The sequence below is a fragment of the Mycolicibacterium sp. XJ662 genome (assembly GCF_053484035.1).
In genome coordinates this window covers 404,845-422,886 of sequence record NZ_JBEFTL010000001.1, presented here as the reverse complement: position 1 = coordinate 422,886, position 18,042 = coordinate 404,845, and the positions used below count along the sequence as shown (strand labels likewise).

Genomic DNA, 18,042 nt, shown 5'->3' with positions numbered 1-18,042 from the left:
GTGACCGCCCCCATCTGGATGGCGCTTCCCCCGGAAGTGCATTCGGCCATGCTGAGCAGCGGCCCCGGGCCGGGTTCGCTGCTGGCGGCCGCGGGGGCGTGGCAGTCGTTGGCCTCCGAATACTCCGCGGCCGCAGCCGAATTGACCGGCCTGCTCGGCGCCGTGCAGAGCGGTGCCTGGGAAGGTCCCAGCGCCGAGCAGTACGTCGCGGCGCATACGCCCTATCTGGCGTGGCTCGCGCAGGCCAGCGCCAACAGCGCGGCCAGCGCCGCGCAGCACGAGGCCGCCGCGGCGGCGTACTCGACGGCGTTGGCCACCATGCCCACGCTGGCCGAGCTGGCGCTGAACCGCAGCACGCAGGTCACGCTGATCGCCACCAACTTCCTTGGCATCAACACCATTCCGATTGCCATCAACGAAGCCAACTATGTGCGGATGTGGATTCAGGCGGCCACGACGATGGGCACGTATCAGGCGGTGTCGGGTGCCGCGGTGGCGGCCACCCCGACGACCCCGCCCGCCCCGTTTGTGCTCACCCCTGGTGTGGGGGAGGCCGGATCGGCGGCGGCGACGGCGCAGCAGTCCTTCGCGCAGGTGACCGCGGCCGATTCCGGTTCGGCGTTGGCGAATTCGGACATCATCGCGCAGCTGTTGCGGTTCGTCGGGCAGATCTTCGATTCCTACGGGCAGTACGTCTATCAGCTGTTCGAACCCATCATCGAATTCATGGCCGACCCGGTCGGCAACACCCAACAGTTGATCGTTGGGCTGCTGACCAACCCGGGCCCCACGCTGGTGGCTTACGGTCCCTTCCTGATGGCCGTTGCCTACCAGGCGGTCTCGTGGGTCGGCGCGTCGGTGACGTATCCCAACCTGCTGCTGACGACGTGGATGGCACCGCTGGCGCTGGGCATCGGCGGGTACTTCCTGCACCAGTACCTCAACCCGCCGGCTCTGCCCGCACCGGAAGCCGCGCCCGCGCCGCCCCAACCGGCGTCGAACACGCCCGCGCCCGCCCAGCGCGCCGACCCGCTACCCGCGGCCGCGGTCGCCCCGACGGTACCCGCCGCGCCCGCAGCGCCCGCCGCATCGGTAGCCGGCGGTGTCGCCCCCGCTGGCGGCGTGGCCGCTGCGGCCGCCGCGCCGGTAGTGCCCTACGCCGTCGCCGGTCCCGGACCCGACGAGGGTTTCACGCCGACCCTGCGCGAGGGCACCGGAGCCAAGGCCCCCGCATCCGATATCGCCGCGTCGGCATCCGCCGCGGCCGCGGCGTCGTCCCTGGCCAAACGCAAGGCACGGCGGCGCCGCGCGGCACCGGTGCACGAACGCCAGTACGCCGACGCCTACATGGACTACGAACCCGACCCGGAGGACACGCCGCCGGAGCCGGTCCGCAAACCGCGGATGAGCGCATCCGACAAGGGCGCGGGCCCAATGGGTTTCACCGGTGCGGCGGCCAAGCCGGAGACCGAAGAAGCGGCCGGGCTGACCGAACTGGCCGGCGACCCGTTCGGCGGCGGCCCGACCGAGCCGCTGCTGCCCGGCGACTGGGATCCGGAAGGGGGCTCGCGCAACTGAGAAGACCGACCGATACCACCGTCCCCGTTACGACAATCCGAAAGGTAAACCCATGAGCCTCTTAGACGCTCACATCCCGCAGCTCGTCTCGTCGGAGGCGGCGTTCTCCGCCAAGGCCGCGCTGATGCGTAGCACGATCGCCCAGGCCGAGCAGGCTGCCCAGTCGGCGCAGGCGTTCCACATCGGCGAATCCAGCGCCGCCTTCCAGGCCGCGCACGCCCGGTTCCTCGAGGTCTCCGCACGGGTCAACTCGCTGCTGGACATCGCGCAGGTCAACCTGGGCGACGCCGCGGGCACCTACGTCGCGCAGGACGCGGCCAACGCCAGCACCTACACCGGCATCTGAACCACGAACTGACAAGAGGGAGACCCTGATGTCACAGATCATGTACAACTACCCGGCGATGCTGGCGCACGCCGGTGAGATGGCCGGATACGCCGGTGCGCTGCACGCCGTCGGCGCCGACGTCGCCAGCGAGCAGGCCGCCCTGGCCGCCGCATGGCAGGGCGACACCGGTATGACCTACCAGGCGTGGCAGGCGCAGTGGAACGTCGCCATGGAGGAGCTGGTCCGGGCGTACCGCGCCATGGCCACCACCCACGAAACCAACACCATGGCGATGAGCGCGCGTGACGCCGCCGAAGGCGCCAAGTGGGGTGGCTGACCGTCGGTGTCTGCTAACGCAGTCGAACTGACCGCGGAGCAGGCCTGGTTCATCGCTGATGCGTTGGGCGCCGGGAGCTTTCCCTGGGTGCTGGCCATCACGCCGCCGTACAGTGACCATGCGGCGCGCAGGGCGGTCGAGGACAGGCTTGCCGCGGAACTTGTCGCGCTCAGATTGATGACCGCGGACGGTGTCGTCAACCCCGCAGTGCGGCAGTGGATCACCACCACCTGCCGGCCGCGGCGCTGGCTGGAACTGAGGTTCGTCAGCGCCTCGAACAACCTGCTGCGCGGGCACGTCGCGCGCCAAGGGGGCGCCACGGTCGTGGCGCTGCGCAGCGGAGGGTTGGTGACGTTCACGGCGCTGGACATCGACCATCCGCAGGCGCTGGTGCCGGTGCTGACCGCAGGCCTTGCGGGACGTGCACCGGCCGCGTTCGAGGAGTTCACGATCCCCGCCCGCATCGGGGCGCGCGCCGACGAGCAGGTGCGCAACGGCGCAACGCTCACCGAAGTCGTTGACGACCTTGGCCTTCCGGCGTCGGCGCTGCCGGTCGTGGAGGCCGCATACGCACCCGGCCGCAGCTATGTGGAGATCGTGGCCGGTGATCATCGCGACGGACACCGGGTCAGCACCGACGTCGGCGTCAGCGTCGTCGACACCAGCGCGGGACGCGTACTGGTGCACCCGTCGCGCGCCTTTGACGGCGAATGGGTGTCGACCTTCACCCCCGGCACCACACTTACGATCGCGACCGCGGTCGAGCGGTTGACCGCCACGCTGCCCGACGGCGCGTGGTTCCCACACTTGCAGTTGACTCGAGACTTCGATCTCGACCAGAGAACGGAACACCAGAAATGGCGTCACACAGTTCATTGAACGGCAGCACCGTGTTGAAGGCGATGCCGATCGTTCGCGTCGCCGTACTCGCCGTCGGCGACGGCGGCGGAGGCCGCGTCACCGACATGGTGCTGCCCACCGAACTTCCGCTGCGCGAAATCCTTCCCGCCGTGCGGCGGATGGCGATGCCCGACGACGGCGACGGTGAGCACACCCTGGCTGCGCTGTCGCTCGCCCCGGTCGGCGGCGCCCCGTTCAGCCTCGACGCCACCCTGGACACCGTCGGTGTCGTCGACGGCGATCTGCTCGCCCTGCAGCCCGTTCCAACAGGCACACCCGCACCGCGGATCGTCGAGGACATCGGCGACGCAACCGTCATCTTCTCTGCCGCCCGCGAAAAGCCCTGGGGCGCCGAACACATCGCCCGCGGTGCGGGCGTCGCCGTCCTGGGGCTGACCCTGGTCGCCACCGCGTTGGCGACCGCGCACCGCATCGTCAACGGCGGTGACGCGGGCCTGTTCGCGGCCGCGGGTATCGCGATGGCGGCGGTGTTGACCGCGCTGCTCACCCGGGCCCCGCTGCCCCGTTTCGCCGCGGCGATGTCGGTGGCGGCGTTGGCGCCCATCGCCGCGGCGCTCGCGCTGGCGGTGCCCGGTGGATTCGGGCCATCGCAGGTGTTGCTCGGCGCCGCGGGTGTCGCGGCGTGGTCGATCGTCTGCATCACCGTCGCCGAGCGCGGCATCGCGCTGTTCACCGCAACCAGCGTCGTCGGGTTGGGCGCGCTGATTACCGCGGGGGCTGCGGCGATCTGGGAGCTGGACTCCGTCGTGCTCGGATCGGTGCTGGTGGTGCTGGCGCTCTTGAGCATCGTCTCAGCGCCGCAACTGTCCGCGCTGTGGTCGCGGCTACCGGTGCCCGTCATTCCCGCGCCGGGCGACCCGCCGCCGTCGGCGCCGTCGATCTCGGTGCTTCGGGACCTACCGCGTCGGGTGCGGATCAGCGACTCTCACCAGACGGGGTTCCTCGCCGGTGGTGTCCTGCTGATCACCGCCGGGGCAGTGATACTGGCTGCGCCGGAAGGCGTCTCGAACTGGGTGTGGTACGTCGTCGGGGCGGTGGCGCTGGGAAGTGTGTTGAAGGCGCGGGTGTGGGACTCAGCCCCGTGTAAAGCGTGGCTGCTGAGCCAGCCGTTCCTCATGGCGATCGCGTTTCTCGGGGTGTTCGTCGCCGATGGCCGCTACACCGCGGCATGGTGGACGCTCGCGGCGGTGACCGCGGTGACGGCCGTGTGGGTGGTCGCGGCACTGTTCCCGCAGGTGGCCTCGCCGGACACCTACTCGCTGCCGATGCGTCGCCTGGTCGGGTTCCTGGCGTCCGCGGTGGACGCCTCGCTGATCCCGGTGTTGGCCTACCTGGTCGGGCTGTTCGCCTGGGTTTTGAACCGATGAGGCGTCGGTGATCCGTACCTGGCTCGCGGCTGCGGCGGTCCCGATGCTCGCCGCGGTGATGAGTTGCCCTGCGGCGCTGGCGATCACGCCGCCGGAGGTCGATCCCGCGGTGGCGCCGCCGTCGGGCAGCGCGGGCCCCGTGCAGGCGATGACGCGACGCGGCCCGTGTGTCGCCGCAGGGGTGCTGCCCGGCACCGATCCCGGCGTGGTCAACCCCAATCAGCTCATGCTCAACCTCGCCGACGCCTGGGAGTTCAGCCGGGGCGAAGGCCAACTGGTCGCGGTGATCGACACCGGCGTTCAGCCCGGGCCGCGGCTGCCGAACGTCGACCCCGGCGGCGACTTCGTCGAGTCGACCGACGGGCTCTCCGACTGCGACGGGCACGGAACGCTGGTGGCCGGCATCATCGCCGGTCAGCCCGGCGCCGACGGCTTCTCCGGCGTCGCACCGGCCGCGCGGGTGCTGGCGATCCGCTCGACGTCGGCGCGGTTCGCGCCCAGCACCACCGGCGAGGACCCGGCCACCGCGCGGGTCGCGCACGACGTCACGACGCTGGCCAGGGCCGTCGTGCGTGCGGCGGACCTGGGCGCACGCGTCATCAACACCTCGGCCGTCACCTGCCTGCGCGCCAACGAGACCGTGGACCAGAACGAACTCGGCGCCGCGCTGCGGTACGCCGCCGTCGAAAAGGACGCGGTGATCGTCGCGGCGGCAGGCAACAACCGGGCCGGGTTGAACCCCGGGTCGGCATGTCCGTCCAACCCGCTGTCGGATCCCGGGCGTCCGCGGGACCCGCGCAACTGGGCGGGTGTGACGTCGGTGTCGATCCCGTCCTGGTGGCAGCCGTTCGTGCTGTCGGTGGGGTCGGTCAACACCGCGGGGCGACCGTCGGATTTCACGATGGCCGGCCCGTGGGTGGGCATCGCGGCGCCCGGTGAGAACGTCACCTCGGTCGGTAACGGCGAGGGCGGCGCTCTGGCCAATGCGCTACCCAACGAGCGTGGGGAGTTGTTCGGGCTCAACAGCTCGAGCTTCGCCTCGGCCTACGTCGCAGGCACTGCGGCGTTGGTGCGCAGCCGATTTCCCGAGCTGTCCGCGCAGCAGGTGATCGACCGGCTGACGGTAAGCGCGCGGGGCGCTGCCCGCGCTCCGTCGAACCTGACCGGCGCGGGGCTCGTCGACCCGGTGGCGGCGCTGACATGGGACGTCACCGCCGTCGCTGACAACGGTGTGGCCGAGCCCAAACCCGTTGCCGCACCGCCAGAGCCGCCGCCGACCGATCCCACTCCGCGCACGGTCGCGTTCGTGGGCGCCGGCGTGCTGGCGGCCGTCGCCGCCGTCACGGCAGCGGCCGCAGCCCACCGCAAACGGACCACCGCGGCCGATGCCGCACCTGGGAGGCACTCGAAGTGACCATACGACTGGCGTTGGCGCTGTTGGCGGTCGTGGCCGCGGCGATGGCCTATCCGTGGGAGTCGATTACCGAACGCTGGGTCCTCGGGGTGGCCGTTGCCGTGGTGGTTGTGGTGTTCGCGTGGTGGCGTGGGCTTTTCCTGACGACCAGGGTCGCGCGGCGCTTCGGCGTGTGGCGCCGCAACCATTCGAAGCCGAAGCCGCAGCCCTCGAACGAAGCCACGGTGTTGTTGCGGATCGACGATCCGAACGGCGTGGGGCTGTCGTTGCCGTTGGTGGCCGGCTATGTCGAGCGGTTCGGGGTCCGGTGCCAGAAGGTGCGGGTCACCAGCCGCGACCAGGCCGGTGTGCGCACGACGTGGATCAGCATGACGCTCAACGCCGCCGACAACCTCACCGCGCTGTTGGCCCGCTCACCGGAGCTTCCGCTGCTGGCCACCACCGAGGTCGTCGGCCGACGACTGGCCGACCACCTGCGCGAGACTGGACTGGAAGCGGTGATCGTCGATGTCGCCGATCCCCCCGCCGGGCCGGGCCGCGAGAAATGGGGTGCGGTCATCGACGACCACGGCGCGGTGTCGGCTTACGGCATCCCCGTCGACGACCGGCTCGGCGACCAACTCGACGAGGTGTGGTCACGGCCGACCGAAACATGGACTGCGCTGGAATTCAGCGGCACTGCAACACATCCCACCGTCACCGCGATGTGCGCATTCCGCACCGCGGAGGCCGTTCGGGGGCTGCCGCTGCGGGGTCTCGTCGCGCATCCAGGTATCCAGCGGCCACTGCTCAACGCGTTGGATCCGCGGACCGCAGAGCGGCTCGGCACACCGGCCAGCCCGTTGCCGCCGGAGCTGCTGGAGCGGATCGACTGGCGCGTCGGCCCGTCGCAAGGTGTCAGTCGAAAAGGAACGGCCGCAGAAAGCGCGTCATCCGGCGCAGGTAATCCGGTTGGCTGACGTGTAACACGTGGTTGCCGGGGAACCAGTGAAATGCGCAGCGATCCCAGTGTTCCCACAACATCTCGGCCTGTTCGGGCGGGGCGAGCCGGTCACCGAGGCCGGTGATGATCAGTCGGCGGTCCTTGGGCACCAGGGGCGGGTAGTTCAGCGGTGACGAGTACATCGTTGCCGCACCGGCCAGTTCGTCGTCGGTGTGGGCGAGCACGTTGCGCAGCCGCATCACCTGGTTGGCCGGGAACCACTCGTCGGCCGTCCGATCCGGCGTGACCACAGGAACATTCGGAATCACCGCCTGGATGCGGTCGTCGACGCAGGCGAGCAACGCGGCGGTGTAACCGCCCAGCGACATGCCGGTCAGCGCGACCCGGTCCACCCCGGTGTACTCGAGATAGTCGACCAGAGAACGGAAGTCGTGCACCGCCTGAGCCATCGCCTCGGCGAACCCGGCGAAGCCGTGTGCGAAGTAGCCGTAACCGGAAAACGGTGAGAAGCGTTCAGCGCGACGGCCGTGAAACGGAAGGGTGAGCAGCAGCACGTCGTAGCCGGACCGGTAGAACCACGGCAGCGAGAAGAACAGCCCGTTGAACAGGTAGGCCGACCCCATGAAGCCGTGGATCAGGCACAGCGTCGGATGCGGTCCGTCGCTGTGGCGCCAGTGCTGGGCGTGTACGACGTTGTTGCGCTGGTACGCCCGGCACTGGTCGCGCAAGGCGGGGTTGACCGCCTCGAAGCTGCTGTTGAACCGGATGTTGTGGACCTGGCCTTTGGCGATCCACTCGGCGACCGGATTGGCCGGCCGCGACGAGATCCGCGGTTCGATTGTCGGCGCGGGAAACGACAGTTGGGCATCCTGTTCGGCGGCCAGTTCGGCGTAGAAGCGCAGATGCTCGCGCTCCACGCGCGATTGCGACCGCAGCGCGGCGCCGACAAGCGAGGGCAGCACCGATGCGCCGATCATCGACGCGATCGCCGTGCGCAACGCGATGTCGGCAACGGCCGAGGAATCCACGATCAGGCGCTGCCGCAACGTGAGGTCCATGCGGCGTGGCAGACCGCGCGAACTGGCGTCGGCGCCTGGGACATCGAGAACAGGGATGGGCGGATCGACCGGGGCGGCGTCCGACGTGGTCACCTCCGCATGGTAGCGCGGTCGCCGGTGCGACACTGACACGATGTGGAATCCCGACGCCTACCTGACATTCGCCGATGAGCGCGGGCGCGCGTTCTTCGACCTGATGTCGCGGGTGGGCGCAGAGACGCCGCGCCGCGTGGTCGATCTTGGTTGCGGGCCAGGCAATCTCACCGTGACGCTGGCGCGGCGCTGGCCGTCGGCGGTGCTCGAAGCGTGGGACAGTTCACCGGACATGGTGGAGGCAGCCCGCGGTGCAGGGCTCGACGCGCACGTCGGCGACATCGCCGACTGGGTGCCGCGACCCGACACCGACGTGGTGGTGAGCAACGCGACGCTGCACTGGGTTCCCCAACACCGGGAACTGCTGGTGCGGTGGACCCGTCAATTTCGGGCGGGCTCGTGGCTGGCGTTTCAGGTGCCGGGCAATTTCGACGCGCCGTCACATCAGGCGGTCCGTGACCTAGCCCGCCGCGAAAAGTGGTCGAACCTGTTGGACGACGGGTTGTTTCGGGACGATCCGGTTGACGGTCCGGCACGCTACGCGGAACTGCTCACCGACGCCGGCGGCACCGTCGACGCGTGGGAGACCACCTACATTCACGAGCTGACCGGACAGCATCCCGTCCTGGAGTGGATCACCGGCACCACGCTGCGGCCGGTGCGGCGCCGGCTCACCGACGCGCAGTGGCAGCGGTTCCGTGAGGAGCTGATCCCGCTGCTCGACGCGGCCTACCCGATGCGATCGGACGGCAGGACGTTCTTTCCGTTCCGGCGGATCTTCGTGGTGGCGCAGGTGGGCTGAGCCCGGCCGAGTGTGTGGTTGTGTCACGCTCGAGGCGCTCTGGGTGTGCGGGTAACCCACGTTCGGCGGAGCGATTTACGGGTCGTAGGGCACGCCGACCGCGCGGAAGACGTATTCCGGCGGCACGTCGAAGGCCAGGGACCGGCGCGGCAGGCGCGTCAACAGCTCCTCAGGGAGTTCTTCTTTGTAGTGCAGCGACAGTTGGCCCTCGCACCGCGGATCCACCGCGTGGATGTCGACCTCGATGAACAGACCGGTCTCGGACAGCTCGGCGGTCACGGTGCCCGCCTGCGGGGCGTCCCAGCGCTGGTCGACCGTGCGGGGCGCCAGCTTCGGCACCGTCGACAGCGTGGCCAGCACCCGCTGGTTGGTCAGCACCAGCGAGCCGACGTAGCTCGCGATGTCACCGCTGGCGCGTTTACCCGGGATCTTGCCGCTGAACCGGCGCGTCACCGGCACGTACTCGGCCAGGTGAAGTACGCCCTCGGCCTCCACCTCGGCGCGCAGTTCGGCGGGTAGAGCCCCGATGCGGAACAGCTTGCGGAGAAATACGGCCATGTGCAGCCACCCTAATCCGCGTGCCATCGTGGGTGGTAGAGCTTATGCGTGGCACCGAACAAGCGCTGGCTGATCGGCTCGGCCGTCGCCGCGGTCGCGGTGTATGCGTTGCTGTGGATCGACTACGCCCAGTGGGGGTGGCTCACAGACTTCGACAACACGCTTCTGGACGGCTTCTGCCGCTACGGCGACGCCAATCCCGGCTGGGTGCTCGGCTGGCATGTGTTCTGCACCGTGCTGGGACCGATGGCCTTTCGTGTGGTGACCCTCGTGGTGATCGTGATCGCGCTGGTGCGGCGCAACGTGCGCATCGCGATGTTTCTGCTCATCACCGTGGAGCTCAGCGGGCTCATCACCGAAGCCGCCAAACGGGCCGCCGATCGGCCACGGCCCGACACCGCCCTGGTGTCCGCAATGAGCTCATCGTTTCCGTCCGGCCACGCACTCGGCTTGATGGTGGCGGTGCCGGCGCTGCTGACCGTGGCCCTCCCCGTCGTGCGCCAGCCGCTGCGGGTATGGCTTGTGGTGTTGGGCGTGGCGATCGTCGCCGCGATCGGACTGGGCCGGGTGGTCCTCAACGTGCACCACCCCTCCGACGTGCTCGCCGGATGGGCGCTGGGGTACGCCTATTTCGCGGTCTGCTACGCGTTGGTGTCGCCGACGCAACCGATCACGCAGCCGGACGATATACCGGAAGCACGCGGTACCGCGTGACGAAGCTGGCTTCCCCGCACTCGGTGCCGACCTCGCCGTCGTGGGCCAGCGTCGTCGTACCGTCGACGACCGTGAACTGAAACTCCGGCACCCGAAGCTCGTGGTAGAGCGGGCTGCGTTCCAGGCGTCCGGTCGCCAGCGCGGCCAGGATCCGCAGCTTGGCCCACCGCCGCCCGGTCTCCAGGATCCGGATGTCGAGCAGGCCGTCGTCGATACGGGTACGCCGCGACGGGGCGAATCCGGACGGCAGATACGTCGAGTTGCCGAGGAAGAACAGCGACGTCTGCAGCGTCTTGTTGTCGTAGCGGATGCGGACCGGATCGTCGTGACGCAGCGTGTGATACATCGCGTACACGCTGGCCAGCGGCTTGCCGATCCGGTGCTCGTATTTCTCCCGCGTCTCGACGAACGACGGGTAGGCGCCGATGCTCGCGGTGTTGATCACCATGTGCTTGTCGTTGAGGCACACCAGGTCGACGCAGGCGACAAGGCCCTCCCGGATCGCCTCGACCGTCTTGGCCACGCTGTCGCAGCCGATGTCCTTGGCGAAGTGGTTGAACGTCCCACCCGGAAACACCGCCAGCGGAATACCTGCCTCGATCGCGACACCGGCTGCACACGACACGGTGCCGTCGCCGCCGCTGACGGCGAGCACCTCTGCCCGCTCGACGGCTGACCGCAATACCTGCTTGATGTCGTCGTCGCCGTCGAGCTCGATGATCTTCGTGCGCGGCAACGCTTCTCGAACCTCGTCGATGATGTCGGCTCCGGCGCCGCCGCCCGACGCGGGGTTGGCGACCAGCACCACGCCCGCGCCGTCGGGGCGCTTGGGGGCGCCTACCCACAGCGGGTCGGCGGCCGGAATTTCGGTCGGAACCACCGGCGGCACCACCCGCCCGCCGAGCACGGCCACCGCGGCGCCGACGCCGAACCCCGCCAGCACGTCACCGGGGTAGTGCGCACCGGTTGCCACCCGCGACATTCCGACCAGGCCGGCCAACAGCGCCAGCACCAACCCCAGCAGCGGGCTCTCTAACCCGACCCCGACCGCGAACGCCGCCGCGCTCGCCGAATGACCCGACGGCAGCGAGTTCGACGTCGGTGTGCGCCGCGCGCGCCGCGCCAACGGCACCAGGGTCCAGTTGGGCCGCGCCCGTTTCCACACCCGTTTGGCCACCTGGTTGGTGAGCAAGCTCGTCACCGCGAGGCTCAGCACGCCCCGAGTCGCTCCCCGTCGGACCGACGGCCCGCCGACGAGCGCCAGCACCGCCGCGATCGCAAACCACAGCTTCGAGTAGTCCGCGGCCCTGGTCAGCTTGGGCATCACCGCATCGAGCAGCGGGCTGGGCGAATCCGCGATGGCCTCGAACACCTCCTGGTCGAGGCTGCCGAGGCCCTGACCGATCTGGCGGATACCCCGGCGCCGTCGTACGGGAAGTAGATCCATGCCATCAACTTATCCAGCCGGCGCGCGGCTTAACCCAAACCGAACGCATCGCGACTTAGCATGGTCCGGTGCGCCGGCTACTGATCTTGATGTGCGCCCTGGTGGCGGTGGTCGGCACCGCCCCGGCCGGGCACGCCCAACCCGCCCCGTGGTTCGCCAGCTCCGTCGGGTCGGCGACACAGGTGATTTCGGTTGTGGGCGTTGGCGGTTCGAAGGCCAAGATGGACGTCTATCAACGCACCCCGACGGGTTGGCAGCCGATCGCAGTGGCCATCCCCGCCTGGATCGGGGCCAAGGGGATGGCGCCGCAGACCCACGACGGCCAGATGAAGACCCCGATGGGCGTCTTCACCCTCGATTTCGCGTTCGGCACCGCGCCCAACCCCGGCGGCGGTCTGCCCTACGTGCAGGTGGGCCCGGACCACTGGTGGGACGGTGATATGAAGAGCCCCACCTACAACACGATGCAGGTATGCAAGCAGGCGCAGTGTCCGTTCAACACCGATCCGGCGAGCGGCACCGAGAACCTCGACATCCCGCAGTACGTGCACGCGGTCGTGATGGGCGTCAACAAAGCGCGGGTCCCCGGCAACGGCGGCGCGTTCTTCCTGCACGCCACCGACGGCGGGCCGACGGCGGGATGTGTGGCGATCGACGACGACATGCTGGTCAAGATCATGGCCTGGCTGCGGCCGGGCGCGCTGATCGCGATCTCGCAGTAGCCGTCAGATGTTCAGTGCCCGACCGGGTTTCACCTTGAAGTTCAACCCTTCGGTGGACATCGACGCGTCGTAGGTGCGGTCGTAACCGGTCTCGCAGATCTTCCAGCCCTCGCTGGTGCGTCGGTACCGGTCGTGGTAGAAACCGGCGCCGATCAACATGAAGTTGAAGTCCGGGGCGATCACCCGGTCCTGCAGGTACCAGGTCGCCGACGCCTCGTCGCCGTCGACGCGGATCTCCGGATGGGTGACGCGGTGCTCGGTGATGATCTCGGGGCCCAGCGAGTTGCGCATGAACGTCACCAGCTCGTCACGGTTGGTGAAGTGGTGCTCCTCGCCGATGGACTCGCCGTACCTGCCGATCACGTCCTCGGTGAGGGTGTCGGCGAACTCGTCCCAGTACTTGGTGTCCAGCGCACGCAGGTAGCGGTACTTGACTTGCTTGATTTCGTCGATGTCACCCATGGCCGACATTGCAGCACAACCGCTCCACGGCGCATAAGGTGCCACCATGAAATTCGTCGACGGGTACGTCAGATCGCCCCTGGCGGGGATCGCACCGTGGATCTTGATGGGGATCATCAACGGTCCCGGCCGCTTCGAAGAGGCGGCCTCGGTCGCACTGGCGTTGTCGCTGCTGACGCTGTGGGTGGGTGCCCGCCGCGGCGTACGCGTTCACCTTCTGGAAGCGTTCACCGTGGCCTACTTCGGCGTTCTCGCCGTGCTCGGGTTGGTGGCCTCCGACCGCGCCATCGAGTGGCTGCAACTGTGGGCCGGCGCGCTGAGCAGTGTCGCGCTGGCGACGTTCGCGATCATCACCTTGCTGATCCGCAGACCCTTCACGCTGGCGTACGCCAAGGACACCACGCCGCAGGAGCACTGGGACAGCCCGCTCTTCCGGCGGATCAACTACGTCATCTCCGCGGCATGGGCGGCCGCGTTCCTGTTCTCCGCCGTCGTCGGCGTGTACGGCGACGCCGTGCTGGGCGACAACGACAACTTCTGGACGGCATGGATTCTGCCGATCGGCGCGATGATCTTCGCGGTGTCGTTCACCGAGTTCTACCCGGACTACGCCACCGGAGAAAAGACGTCGATCGCTGCGGCCTTCGACTGGTTCCCACCGTTTGTCACCGTCGTCGGCATCGTCGGATGGGTGAGCGACGCGCTTCCCGACGTCCCTGCGATCGCGCTGATCGTCGTCGGCGTGGCGGGGTCGGCACTGATGAAAAAGCTCGTGCCGGACAAGGCGGAAACTACTGCGCCGCAGTGAGGTTGCGCGTCGCCGGTCCCTCCAGCAGGGTGCCATCGGGCGCGAACCGTGACCCGTGCAGCGGGCACTCCCACGCCTCGTCGGCGTCGTTCCAGTTGACGATTCCGCCCAGGTGCGGGCACACCGGCGACACCCTGTGCTCAACGCCGTCGACGACGCTGCGGGCCTCCAGATCCCATGGGGGACCGCTGACCACGCCGCCCTCGTCGGGAGTGCGGTCGCCCATGCGGGTCGCCGGGGTGATCCAGCCCCGCGCCAGATACATCGCCACTTCGAGGTTCAGTTGCATGGCTTTGGGAATCCCCGACAGTTCGTGGGGGCTCCAGCTGGAAAAGGCCTCGGCCCAGTCCATCCGCCCGCCCAGGATGCGGCTCGACAGCGCCAGCGCTGCCGCCGTGCCGTTTGTCATCCCCCACTTGTCGAAACCTGTTGCGACGAAGATCTTGTCGTGGCCGGGCAGGATGGGCCCGACATAGGGGAGCTGGTCGATCGGCGTGTAGTCCTGCGCTGACCAGTAGTTGGTTTGCATCGCGCCGGGGTAGTGCGTCTTGGCCCACGCGTCGAGTTCCTGCACCGACGACGCCGGGCTCTTCTCGTGGCCGACTGGATGACCGGCGCCGCCGACCAGCAGCCGGTCGCCCTGGGCCGTCGGCGCGTACCGGATCGACCTGGTCGGCGAATCGGCGGAGATGTACATACCGCGGGTGATGTCGCCGGGCACCTGATAGGCCATGCAGTACGAGCGGCTCGGCTCCAGGCGCGCGAAGAACCCGCCACGGTCGAGGATCGGGATGCCCGTGGCGAGCACGCATTGCTTTGCGTGCGTGTCGAACTCGGCGCCGTCGTTGGTCCGCACGCTGAGCTTGAGGCCGTCGCCTTCGTTCGAAACCTTCTGCACCCGAACGCCTTGCGCAAGCCGACCACCGCGCTCGTCGAGTTCGACGATCAGGCTGTCCAGCAGCGGCATCGGATCGAATTGCGCTTGATCGGCCAGCCGCACCCCACCTGCGAACGGGAACGGCACATCAGCCTCGTCCACCCACGACACGTCGAGGCCGGCGGACCTGCAGGCCGCCAACTCCTCGCGCACCGACGGCACCCCCTTTTCGGACTGCGCGTAGGTGTAGGCGTCCTCGCGCTGCACCGAGATGCCGTGCGACTCGCAGTGCCCGATCAGCCACTCCAGGCCTTCGCGGTTGCCGTCGACGTACTGCTTGGCCTTTTTGACCCCGTGCTTGCTGACGATCTTGGAAATCTTCGTGCTCTGCAGCAGGGAAATCTTGGCGGTGGTGTTGCCAGTGGCGCCGGCGCCGGGGAACAGCGCCTCGAGCACCAGGACGTCCTTGCCGGCCCTTGCCAGCAGGACAGCGGTGATCAACCCGGTGATGCCCGCGCCGACGACCACGACGTCGGCGGATCGGTCGGCATCGACCATCGGATTGGCTGGGGTCGCTCGGTTGGCGCGGTTTGCTAGCCACAGTGACGTCATGGCTTGCGTAGTACCCGTTCGGGTCGGTCCAAAACCGTGACGGCCGAACGGCGTTGGACCGGAGTGTCGGACGGGTTTCGGCAGGTGCGACGGCTATCGTGTGGTCCGTTATGAGCGACCCGTTGGGGTTGTCGATCGGGACGACGAACTTGGTCGCGGCGCGTGTCGGCAATCAACCCGTGATACGACGTGCCGTGCTGGCCCAGGCAGACGGCACGGTGATGAGCGGTTTCGTCGACCGCGTCGGTGACGCCGTGCCCCTGGTGGCGGCCGACGGATCGACGCATCAGGCCGAACAACTGGTGGTCGACGCGTTGACGGAGCTGGTGCACGCCAGCGGAGAGCCGCCGGCAGACATCACCATCGCCGTGCCCGCGCACTGGACACCGGCGTCGCTGGACGCGCTGGGCAACGCGATGCGCACCAGCGCCGTGCTGGCGCCGGCGCGGCTGCTGTCCGACGCCGTCGCCGCACTGACCGCGCTGAAAGCCAACCCCGGACTCGCCGCGCAGGGCGTCGTCGTCCTGCTGGATTTCGGTGGGGGCGGCACCAGCATCACGTTGGCCAACGGCGGTGCGGGGTTCGAACCGCTCGACGAGACCACCCGCTATCTCGAGTTCTCCGGTGACCAGATCGACCAGGCGCTGCTGCGTCTCGTGCTCGAGGAGATCACCCGGGTCGGCGAAGTCGACCCCGCGGCCACCGCCGCGGTGGGGTCGCTGGCCCAGCTTCGCGACGAATGTCAGCGCGCCAAGGAGCGGCTGTCGGCCGAAGAGGTGACCGAGGTCGTCGCCGAACTGCCCGGACACCGGTCGACGGTTTCGGTGTCGCGGCCGCAGCTGGAGCAGCTGCTCGCCGAACCGCTCGCCGGATTTCTGGCGGCACTCGATAACACGTTGCAGCGCAACAGGATTGACTGGATCAACGTGTCCGCGGTGGCGATGGTCGGCGGCGGTGCGGGCATCCCGCTGCTCGGTCAGCGGCTTGCCGAGCATACGGGCGCGCCCGTGATCACCACGCCGCAGCCGGCGCTGGATACCGCGGTCGGTGCCGCGCTGCACGCGGCTTACAGCGCGGTCGCCGATGCCGAAACCGGGTTGGCACCGGCCCCGCTGGTCGACGTCGACGCGTCGGAACCATCGACGGTCGGTGCGCTGGCGTGGTCGCAGGACGATGCCAGCGCCGAAGATCCGGTGCCCTACACCGGCCCGGAGTCCTACGACACCGGCATGACCGCGTCGCGGCCTCCGGTGCAGTACGTTCCGGCGACGGGGCCGATCGACCAGCCTCGCACCTGGCAACGGCTCCCGGCGCTGGCGGTCGGCGTGGCCGCCGCCGTCGCGTTGGTCGCCGTCGGCGGGGTGGCGATCGCGCTGACCGGCGCGACCGACACCAGTAACACCCCCGAGGCGCCGCGCACGTCCGCTGCGCCCAGCCCTCCCGCGTCGCCGCCGCCCACCAGCGCGCCCCCGCCGAGCGCGCCCGTGGAGACGGTCACCGTGACCAGCGACCCGCCGCCGCCACCCGAGACCACCCAGGCACCTCCTCCGCCGCCGTCGACCACGGCGGTCACCACGACCACGACGCCGCCCACCACCACCACGACAACAACCACGACGACAACGACAACGACAACGACCACCACGACGACGCCGCCCACCACCACGACGACGACACCGACGACGACGGTTCCGCCGGTGACGACAACCCACTTGGTGGTGCCGGGCGTGGGGTCGATTCCGATCCCGGTGCCCAACAATCAAAATCCGCCGGCGCCCTGACGGTCAGCGCGGGTACGGATATTCCGGCTCGTGGAACCGGTTGATGATCGGGATGCGCTCGATGATCCGGTCACGCAGCCGCGGCTTGGGCGGGGGAACGTAGGCCGGCTGCTGCGGCGGCGGCACGTAAGCCGGCGCAGGTGGCGGGACATAGGCAGGCGCCGGCGGCGCGGGCGGTGCGGCCTCGGGAGCCGGTGGCGGCGCATACGCGGGCGCAGGCGGCGGAACGTATGCGGGCGGGTCGTACACCGGTTCGGCGACGGGCGCTGCGGGCGGCGGCGGAGCCGCGACGGCCATGGTCTGGGCGAGCACCGGGCGGGCCTCGGCCGGCGTCGACACCTTCTTCTCCGGCGGCGGCGCGGGTGCGCCTGCCGGTTCCTCGGCCGGGTTTGCCGCCGAGGCGGCCTGCGGCTGCTCGTCCGGGGCGCCGGGGGACAGGCTCAGCACGACGGCCACCGACACCGACACCACGAACGTCAGCACCGCGGCGGCAAGGACCGAAGCCAACGCACCCACCTTGGGCGGCGCCTTCGGCCCGGCGGGAGCCATGTTGTTGACGGCACGCGCCGACGCCAGGGCCGCCCCTCGGGCCAGCGCCACGTCCGCATCGGCGGCCGACACGACGGGGCACTCCACCGCGTCGGTGAGGGCGGCCACGACCATGCCGAGGTCTTCGGCCGAACCCAGGACGAAGACCGCCTCCGGATGCCAGCCGTCGAGCTGCGACGGCGCCAGCACGCGGCTCGGCAGCTCCGCCACGTCCGCGCCGATCCGGTCGACCGTCACGCCGCCGGGCTTGACCGTTGCGACCACCGCCGCGTCCGGTTCCACGACGCAGACCGCGAGATCGTCGTATCCGCCGATGTCGGCGAGGCCCGCGGCGAGCACGTCGGCGGCCTCGAGGTCGGACACGGCGATCACGTTGGCGAACCCCCGCGCGGCCAACGCGTCCAACACGTCGGAGGCCGCGGTTTCGGCGTCGTTGGTCCAGGTCACACCGATGGCGTGCAGGGAACCGTCGACCTCGTCGGACAGGACCACATCCAGCAGATCTTCGGGTTCGACGGTCGCGGTGAGGGCGCAGGCGCCGCGGTAAACGGTGTCACCTTCGCCTGTCGTTCCTTCGACCAGCACCCAACGAACAGCGCTGGAAGTCATCGATAGACCCAGCACGAGGTTCATGGTCATGCCCCCATCCCGCTGACGATCGGCTCAGAGGT

General features: G+C 69.3%; 18 protein-coding genes. 12 read left to right on the top strand and 6 right to left on the bottom strand.

Annotation, left to right across the window (positions count from 1 at the left end; all coding sequences use genetic code 11):
- From ABQE93_RS01980 to eccE, 7 genes are read left to right on the top strand one after another with little or no spacing between them, the layout of a single operon-like run.
- Entirely contained in the window at positions 1–1,578 is a 1,578-nt protein-coding gene (locus tag ABQE93_RS01980) for a PPE family protein (RefSeq protein ID WP_448405584.1), read from the top strand.
- Positions 1,579–1,630: 52 nt separating this feature from the next.
- Positions 1,631–1,924, top strand: a complete 294-nt coding sequence (locus ABQE93_RS01975; protein ID WP_448405583.1) for a type VII secretion protein EsxS — start codon at positions 1,631–1,633, stop codon at positions 1,922–1,924.
- Positions 1,925–1,952: 28 nt separating this feature from the next.
- A complete protein-coding gene (locus ABQE93_RS01970) occupies positions 1,953–2,243 on the top strand; it encodes a WXG100 family type VII secretion target (protein ID WP_069407215.1) in 291 nt (96 codons plus the stop codon).
- Positions 2,244–2,249: 6 nt separating this feature from the next.
- The gene (locus ABQE93_RS01965) at positions 2,250–3,122 is read left to right on the top strand and encodes an ESX secretion-associated protein EspG (RefSeq protein ID WP_448405582.1); all 873 of its coding nucleotides are present in this window, start codon (positions 2,250–2,252) and stop codon (positions 3,120–3,122) included.
- A 23-nt stretch (positions 3,123–3,145) separates the two neighbouring features.
- A complete protein-coding gene (gene eccD, locus ABQE93_RS01960; protein ID WP_448405581.1) occupies positions 3,146–4,531 on the top strand; it encodes a type VII secretion integral membrane protein EccD in 1,386 nt (461 codons plus the stop codon).
- Between the two features lie 7 nt (positions 4,532–4,538).
- Positions 4,539–5,945 (top strand): type VII secretion-associated serine protease mycosin, encoded by a 1,407-nt coding sequence (gene mycP / locus ABQE93_RS01955; protein ID WP_448405580.1) that lies wholly within the window; start codon positions 4,539–4,541, stop codon positions 5,943–5,945.
- On the top strand, positions 5,942–6,904 hold the full coding sequence (gene eccE / locus ABQE93_RS01950) for a type VII secretion protein EccE (RefSeq protein ID WP_448405579.1): 963 nt from the start codon (positions 5,942–5,944) through the stop codon (positions 6,902–6,904). Before mycP ends, eccE begins: the two co-directional genes overlap by 4 nt.
- Here eccE and ABQE93_RS01945 read toward each other — a convergent pair.
- On the bottom strand, positions 6,843–8,039 hold the full coding sequence (locus ABQE93_RS01945) for an alpha/beta hydrolase family protein (protein WP_448405578.1): 1,197 nt from the start codon (positions 8,037–8,039) through the stop codon (positions 6,843–6,845). The genes eccE and ABQE93_RS01945 overlap by 62 nt on opposite strands.
- 40 nt (positions 8,040–8,079) lie before the next feature.
- Here ABQE93_RS01945 and ABQE93_RS01940 point away from each other — a divergent pair, with 40 nt between their 5' ends.
- The gene (locus ABQE93_RS01940; RefSeq protein ID WP_448405577.1) at positions 8,080–8,841 is read left to right on the top strand and encodes a trans-aconitate 2-methyltransferase; all 762 of its coding nucleotides are present in this window, start codon (positions 8,080–8,082) and stop codon (positions 8,839–8,841) included.
- A gap of 75 nt (positions 8,842–8,916) precedes the next feature.
- On the opposite strand, the gene ABQE93_RS01935 is transcribed toward ABQE93_RS01940, so the two are convergent.
- Positions 8,917–9,399, bottom strand: a complete 483-nt coding sequence (locus ABQE93_RS01935) for a hypothetical protein (protein WP_448405576.1) — start codon at positions 9,397–9,399, stop codon at positions 8,917–8,919.
- A gap of 48 nt (positions 9,400–9,447) precedes the next feature.
- Here ABQE93_RS01935 and ABQE93_RS01930 point away from each other — a divergent pair, with 48 nt between their 5' ends.
- Complete coding sequence (locus ABQE93_RS01930; protein WP_448405575.1) at positions 9,448–10,113, top strand: phosphatase PAP2 family protein; 666 nt, start codon at positions 9,448–9,450, stop codon at positions 10,111–10,113.
- On the opposite strand, the gene ABQE93_RS01925 is transcribed toward ABQE93_RS01930, so the two are convergent.
- Positions 10,070–11,560, bottom strand: a complete 1,491-nt coding sequence (locus ABQE93_RS01925; protein WP_448405574.1) for a bifunctional phosphatase PAP2/diacylglycerol kinase family protein — start codon at positions 11,558–11,560, stop codon at positions 10,070–10,072. The two genes, ABQE93_RS01930 and ABQE93_RS01925, sit on opposite strands and share 44 nt — an antisense overlap.
- Before the next feature lie 68 nt (positions 11,561–11,628).
- Between ABQE93_RS01925 and ABQE93_RS01920 the strand changes: the two genes are divergently transcribed.
- The gene (locus ABQE93_RS01920) at positions 11,629–12,282 is read left to right on the top strand and encodes a L,D-transpeptidase family protein (RefSeq protein ID WP_448405573.1); all 654 of its coding nucleotides are present in this window, start codon (positions 11,629–11,631) and stop codon (positions 12,280–12,282) included.
- Between the two features lie 3 nt (positions 12,283–12,285).
- Here the strand turns inward: ABQE93_RS01920 and ABQE93_RS01915 are convergent, their stop codons facing one another.
- Positions 12,286–12,744, bottom strand: coding sequence for a nuclear transport factor 2 family protein (locus tag ABQE93_RS01915; protein WP_448405572.1), 459 nt, complete (start codon positions 12,742–12,744; stop codon positions 12,286–12,288).
- A gap of 46 nt (positions 12,745–12,790) precedes the next feature.
- On the opposite strand from ABQE93_RS01915, the gene ABQE93_RS01910 reads away from it, so the two are divergent.
- Positions 12,791–13,552, top strand: a complete 762-nt coding sequence (locus ABQE93_RS01910; RefSeq protein ID WP_448405571.1) for a DUF3159 domain-containing protein — start codon at positions 12,791–12,793, stop codon at positions 13,550–13,552.
- Here ABQE93_RS01910 and ABQE93_RS01905 read toward each other — a convergent pair.
- Complete coding sequence (locus ABQE93_RS01905) at positions 13,536–15,041, bottom strand: FAD-dependent oxidoreductase (protein WP_448405570.1); 1,506 nt, start codon at positions 15,039–15,041, stop codon at positions 13,536–13,538. The genes ABQE93_RS01910 and ABQE93_RS01905 overlap by 17 nt on opposite strands.
- Positions 15,042–15,151: 110 nt before the next feature.
- On the opposite strand from ABQE93_RS01905, the gene ABQE93_RS01900 reads away from it, so the two are divergent.
- Complete coding sequence (locus ABQE93_RS01900; protein WP_448405569.1) at positions 15,152–16,822, top strand: Hsp70 family protein; 1,671 nt, start codon at positions 15,152–15,154, stop codon at positions 16,820–16,822.
- 3 nt (positions 16,823–16,825) lie between these two features.
- Here ABQE93_RS01900 and ABQE93_RS01895 read toward each other — a convergent pair whose 3' ends face one another.
- The gene (locus tag ABQE93_RS01895; protein ID WP_448406489.1) at positions 16,826–18,004 is read right to left on the bottom strand and encodes a DUF7159 family protein; all 1,179 of its coding nucleotides are present in this window, start codon (positions 18,002–18,004) and stop codon (positions 16,826–16,828) included.
- Between the last annotated feature and the right edge of the window lie 38 nt (positions 18,005–18,042).

What these genes read in the sequence shown, in the direction of transcription:
- ABQE93_RS01935 (WP_448405576.1), bottom strand. Translation starts at nt 9,399, where the DNA reads ATGGCCGTATTTCTCCGCAAGCTGTTCCGCATCGGGGCTCTACCCGCC.
- ABQE93_RS01940 (WP_448405577.1), top strand. Translation starts at nt 8,080, where the DNA reads ATGTGGAATCCCGACGCCTACCTGACATTCGCCGATGAGCGCGGGCGC.
- eccD (WP_448405581.1), top strand. Translation starts at nt 3,146, where the DNA reads ATGCCGATCGTTCGCGTCGCCGTACTCGCCGTCGGCGACGGCGGCGGA.
- ABQE93_RS01910 (WP_448405571.1), top strand. Translation starts at nt 12,791, where the DNA reads ATGAAATTCGTCGACGGGTACGTCAGATCGCCCCTGGCGGGGATCGCA.
- ABQE93_RS01970 (WP_069407215.1), top strand. Translation starts at nt 1,953, where the DNA reads ATGTCACAGATCATGTACAACTACCCGGCGATGCTGGCGCACGCCGGT.
- ABQE93_RS01900 (WP_448405569.1), top strand. Translation starts at nt 15,152, where the DNA reads ATGAGCGACCCGTTGGGGTTGTCGATCGGGACGACGAACTTGGTCGCG.
- ABQE93_RS01895 (WP_448406489.1), bottom strand. Translation starts at nt 18,004, where the DNA reads ATGAACCTCGTGCTGGGTCTATCGATGACTTCCAGCGCTGTTCGTTGG.
- ABQE93_RS01905 (WP_448405570.1), bottom strand. Translation starts at nt 15,041, where the DNA reads ATGACGTCACTGTGGCTAGCAAACCGCGCCAACCGAGCGACCCCAGCC.
- ABQE93_RS01915 (WP_448405572.1), bottom strand. Translation starts at nt 12,744, where the DNA reads ATGGGTGACATCGACGAAATCAAGCAAGTCAAGTACCGCTACCTGCGT.
- ABQE93_RS01975 (WP_448405583.1), top strand. Translation starts at nt 1,631, where the DNA reads ATGAGCCTCTTAGACGCTCACATCCCGCAGCTCGTCTCGTCGGAGGCG.
- ABQE93_RS01925 (WP_448405574.1), bottom strand. Translation starts at nt 11,560, where the DNA reads ATGGATCTACTTCCCGTACGACGGCGCCGGGGTATCCGCCAGATCGGT.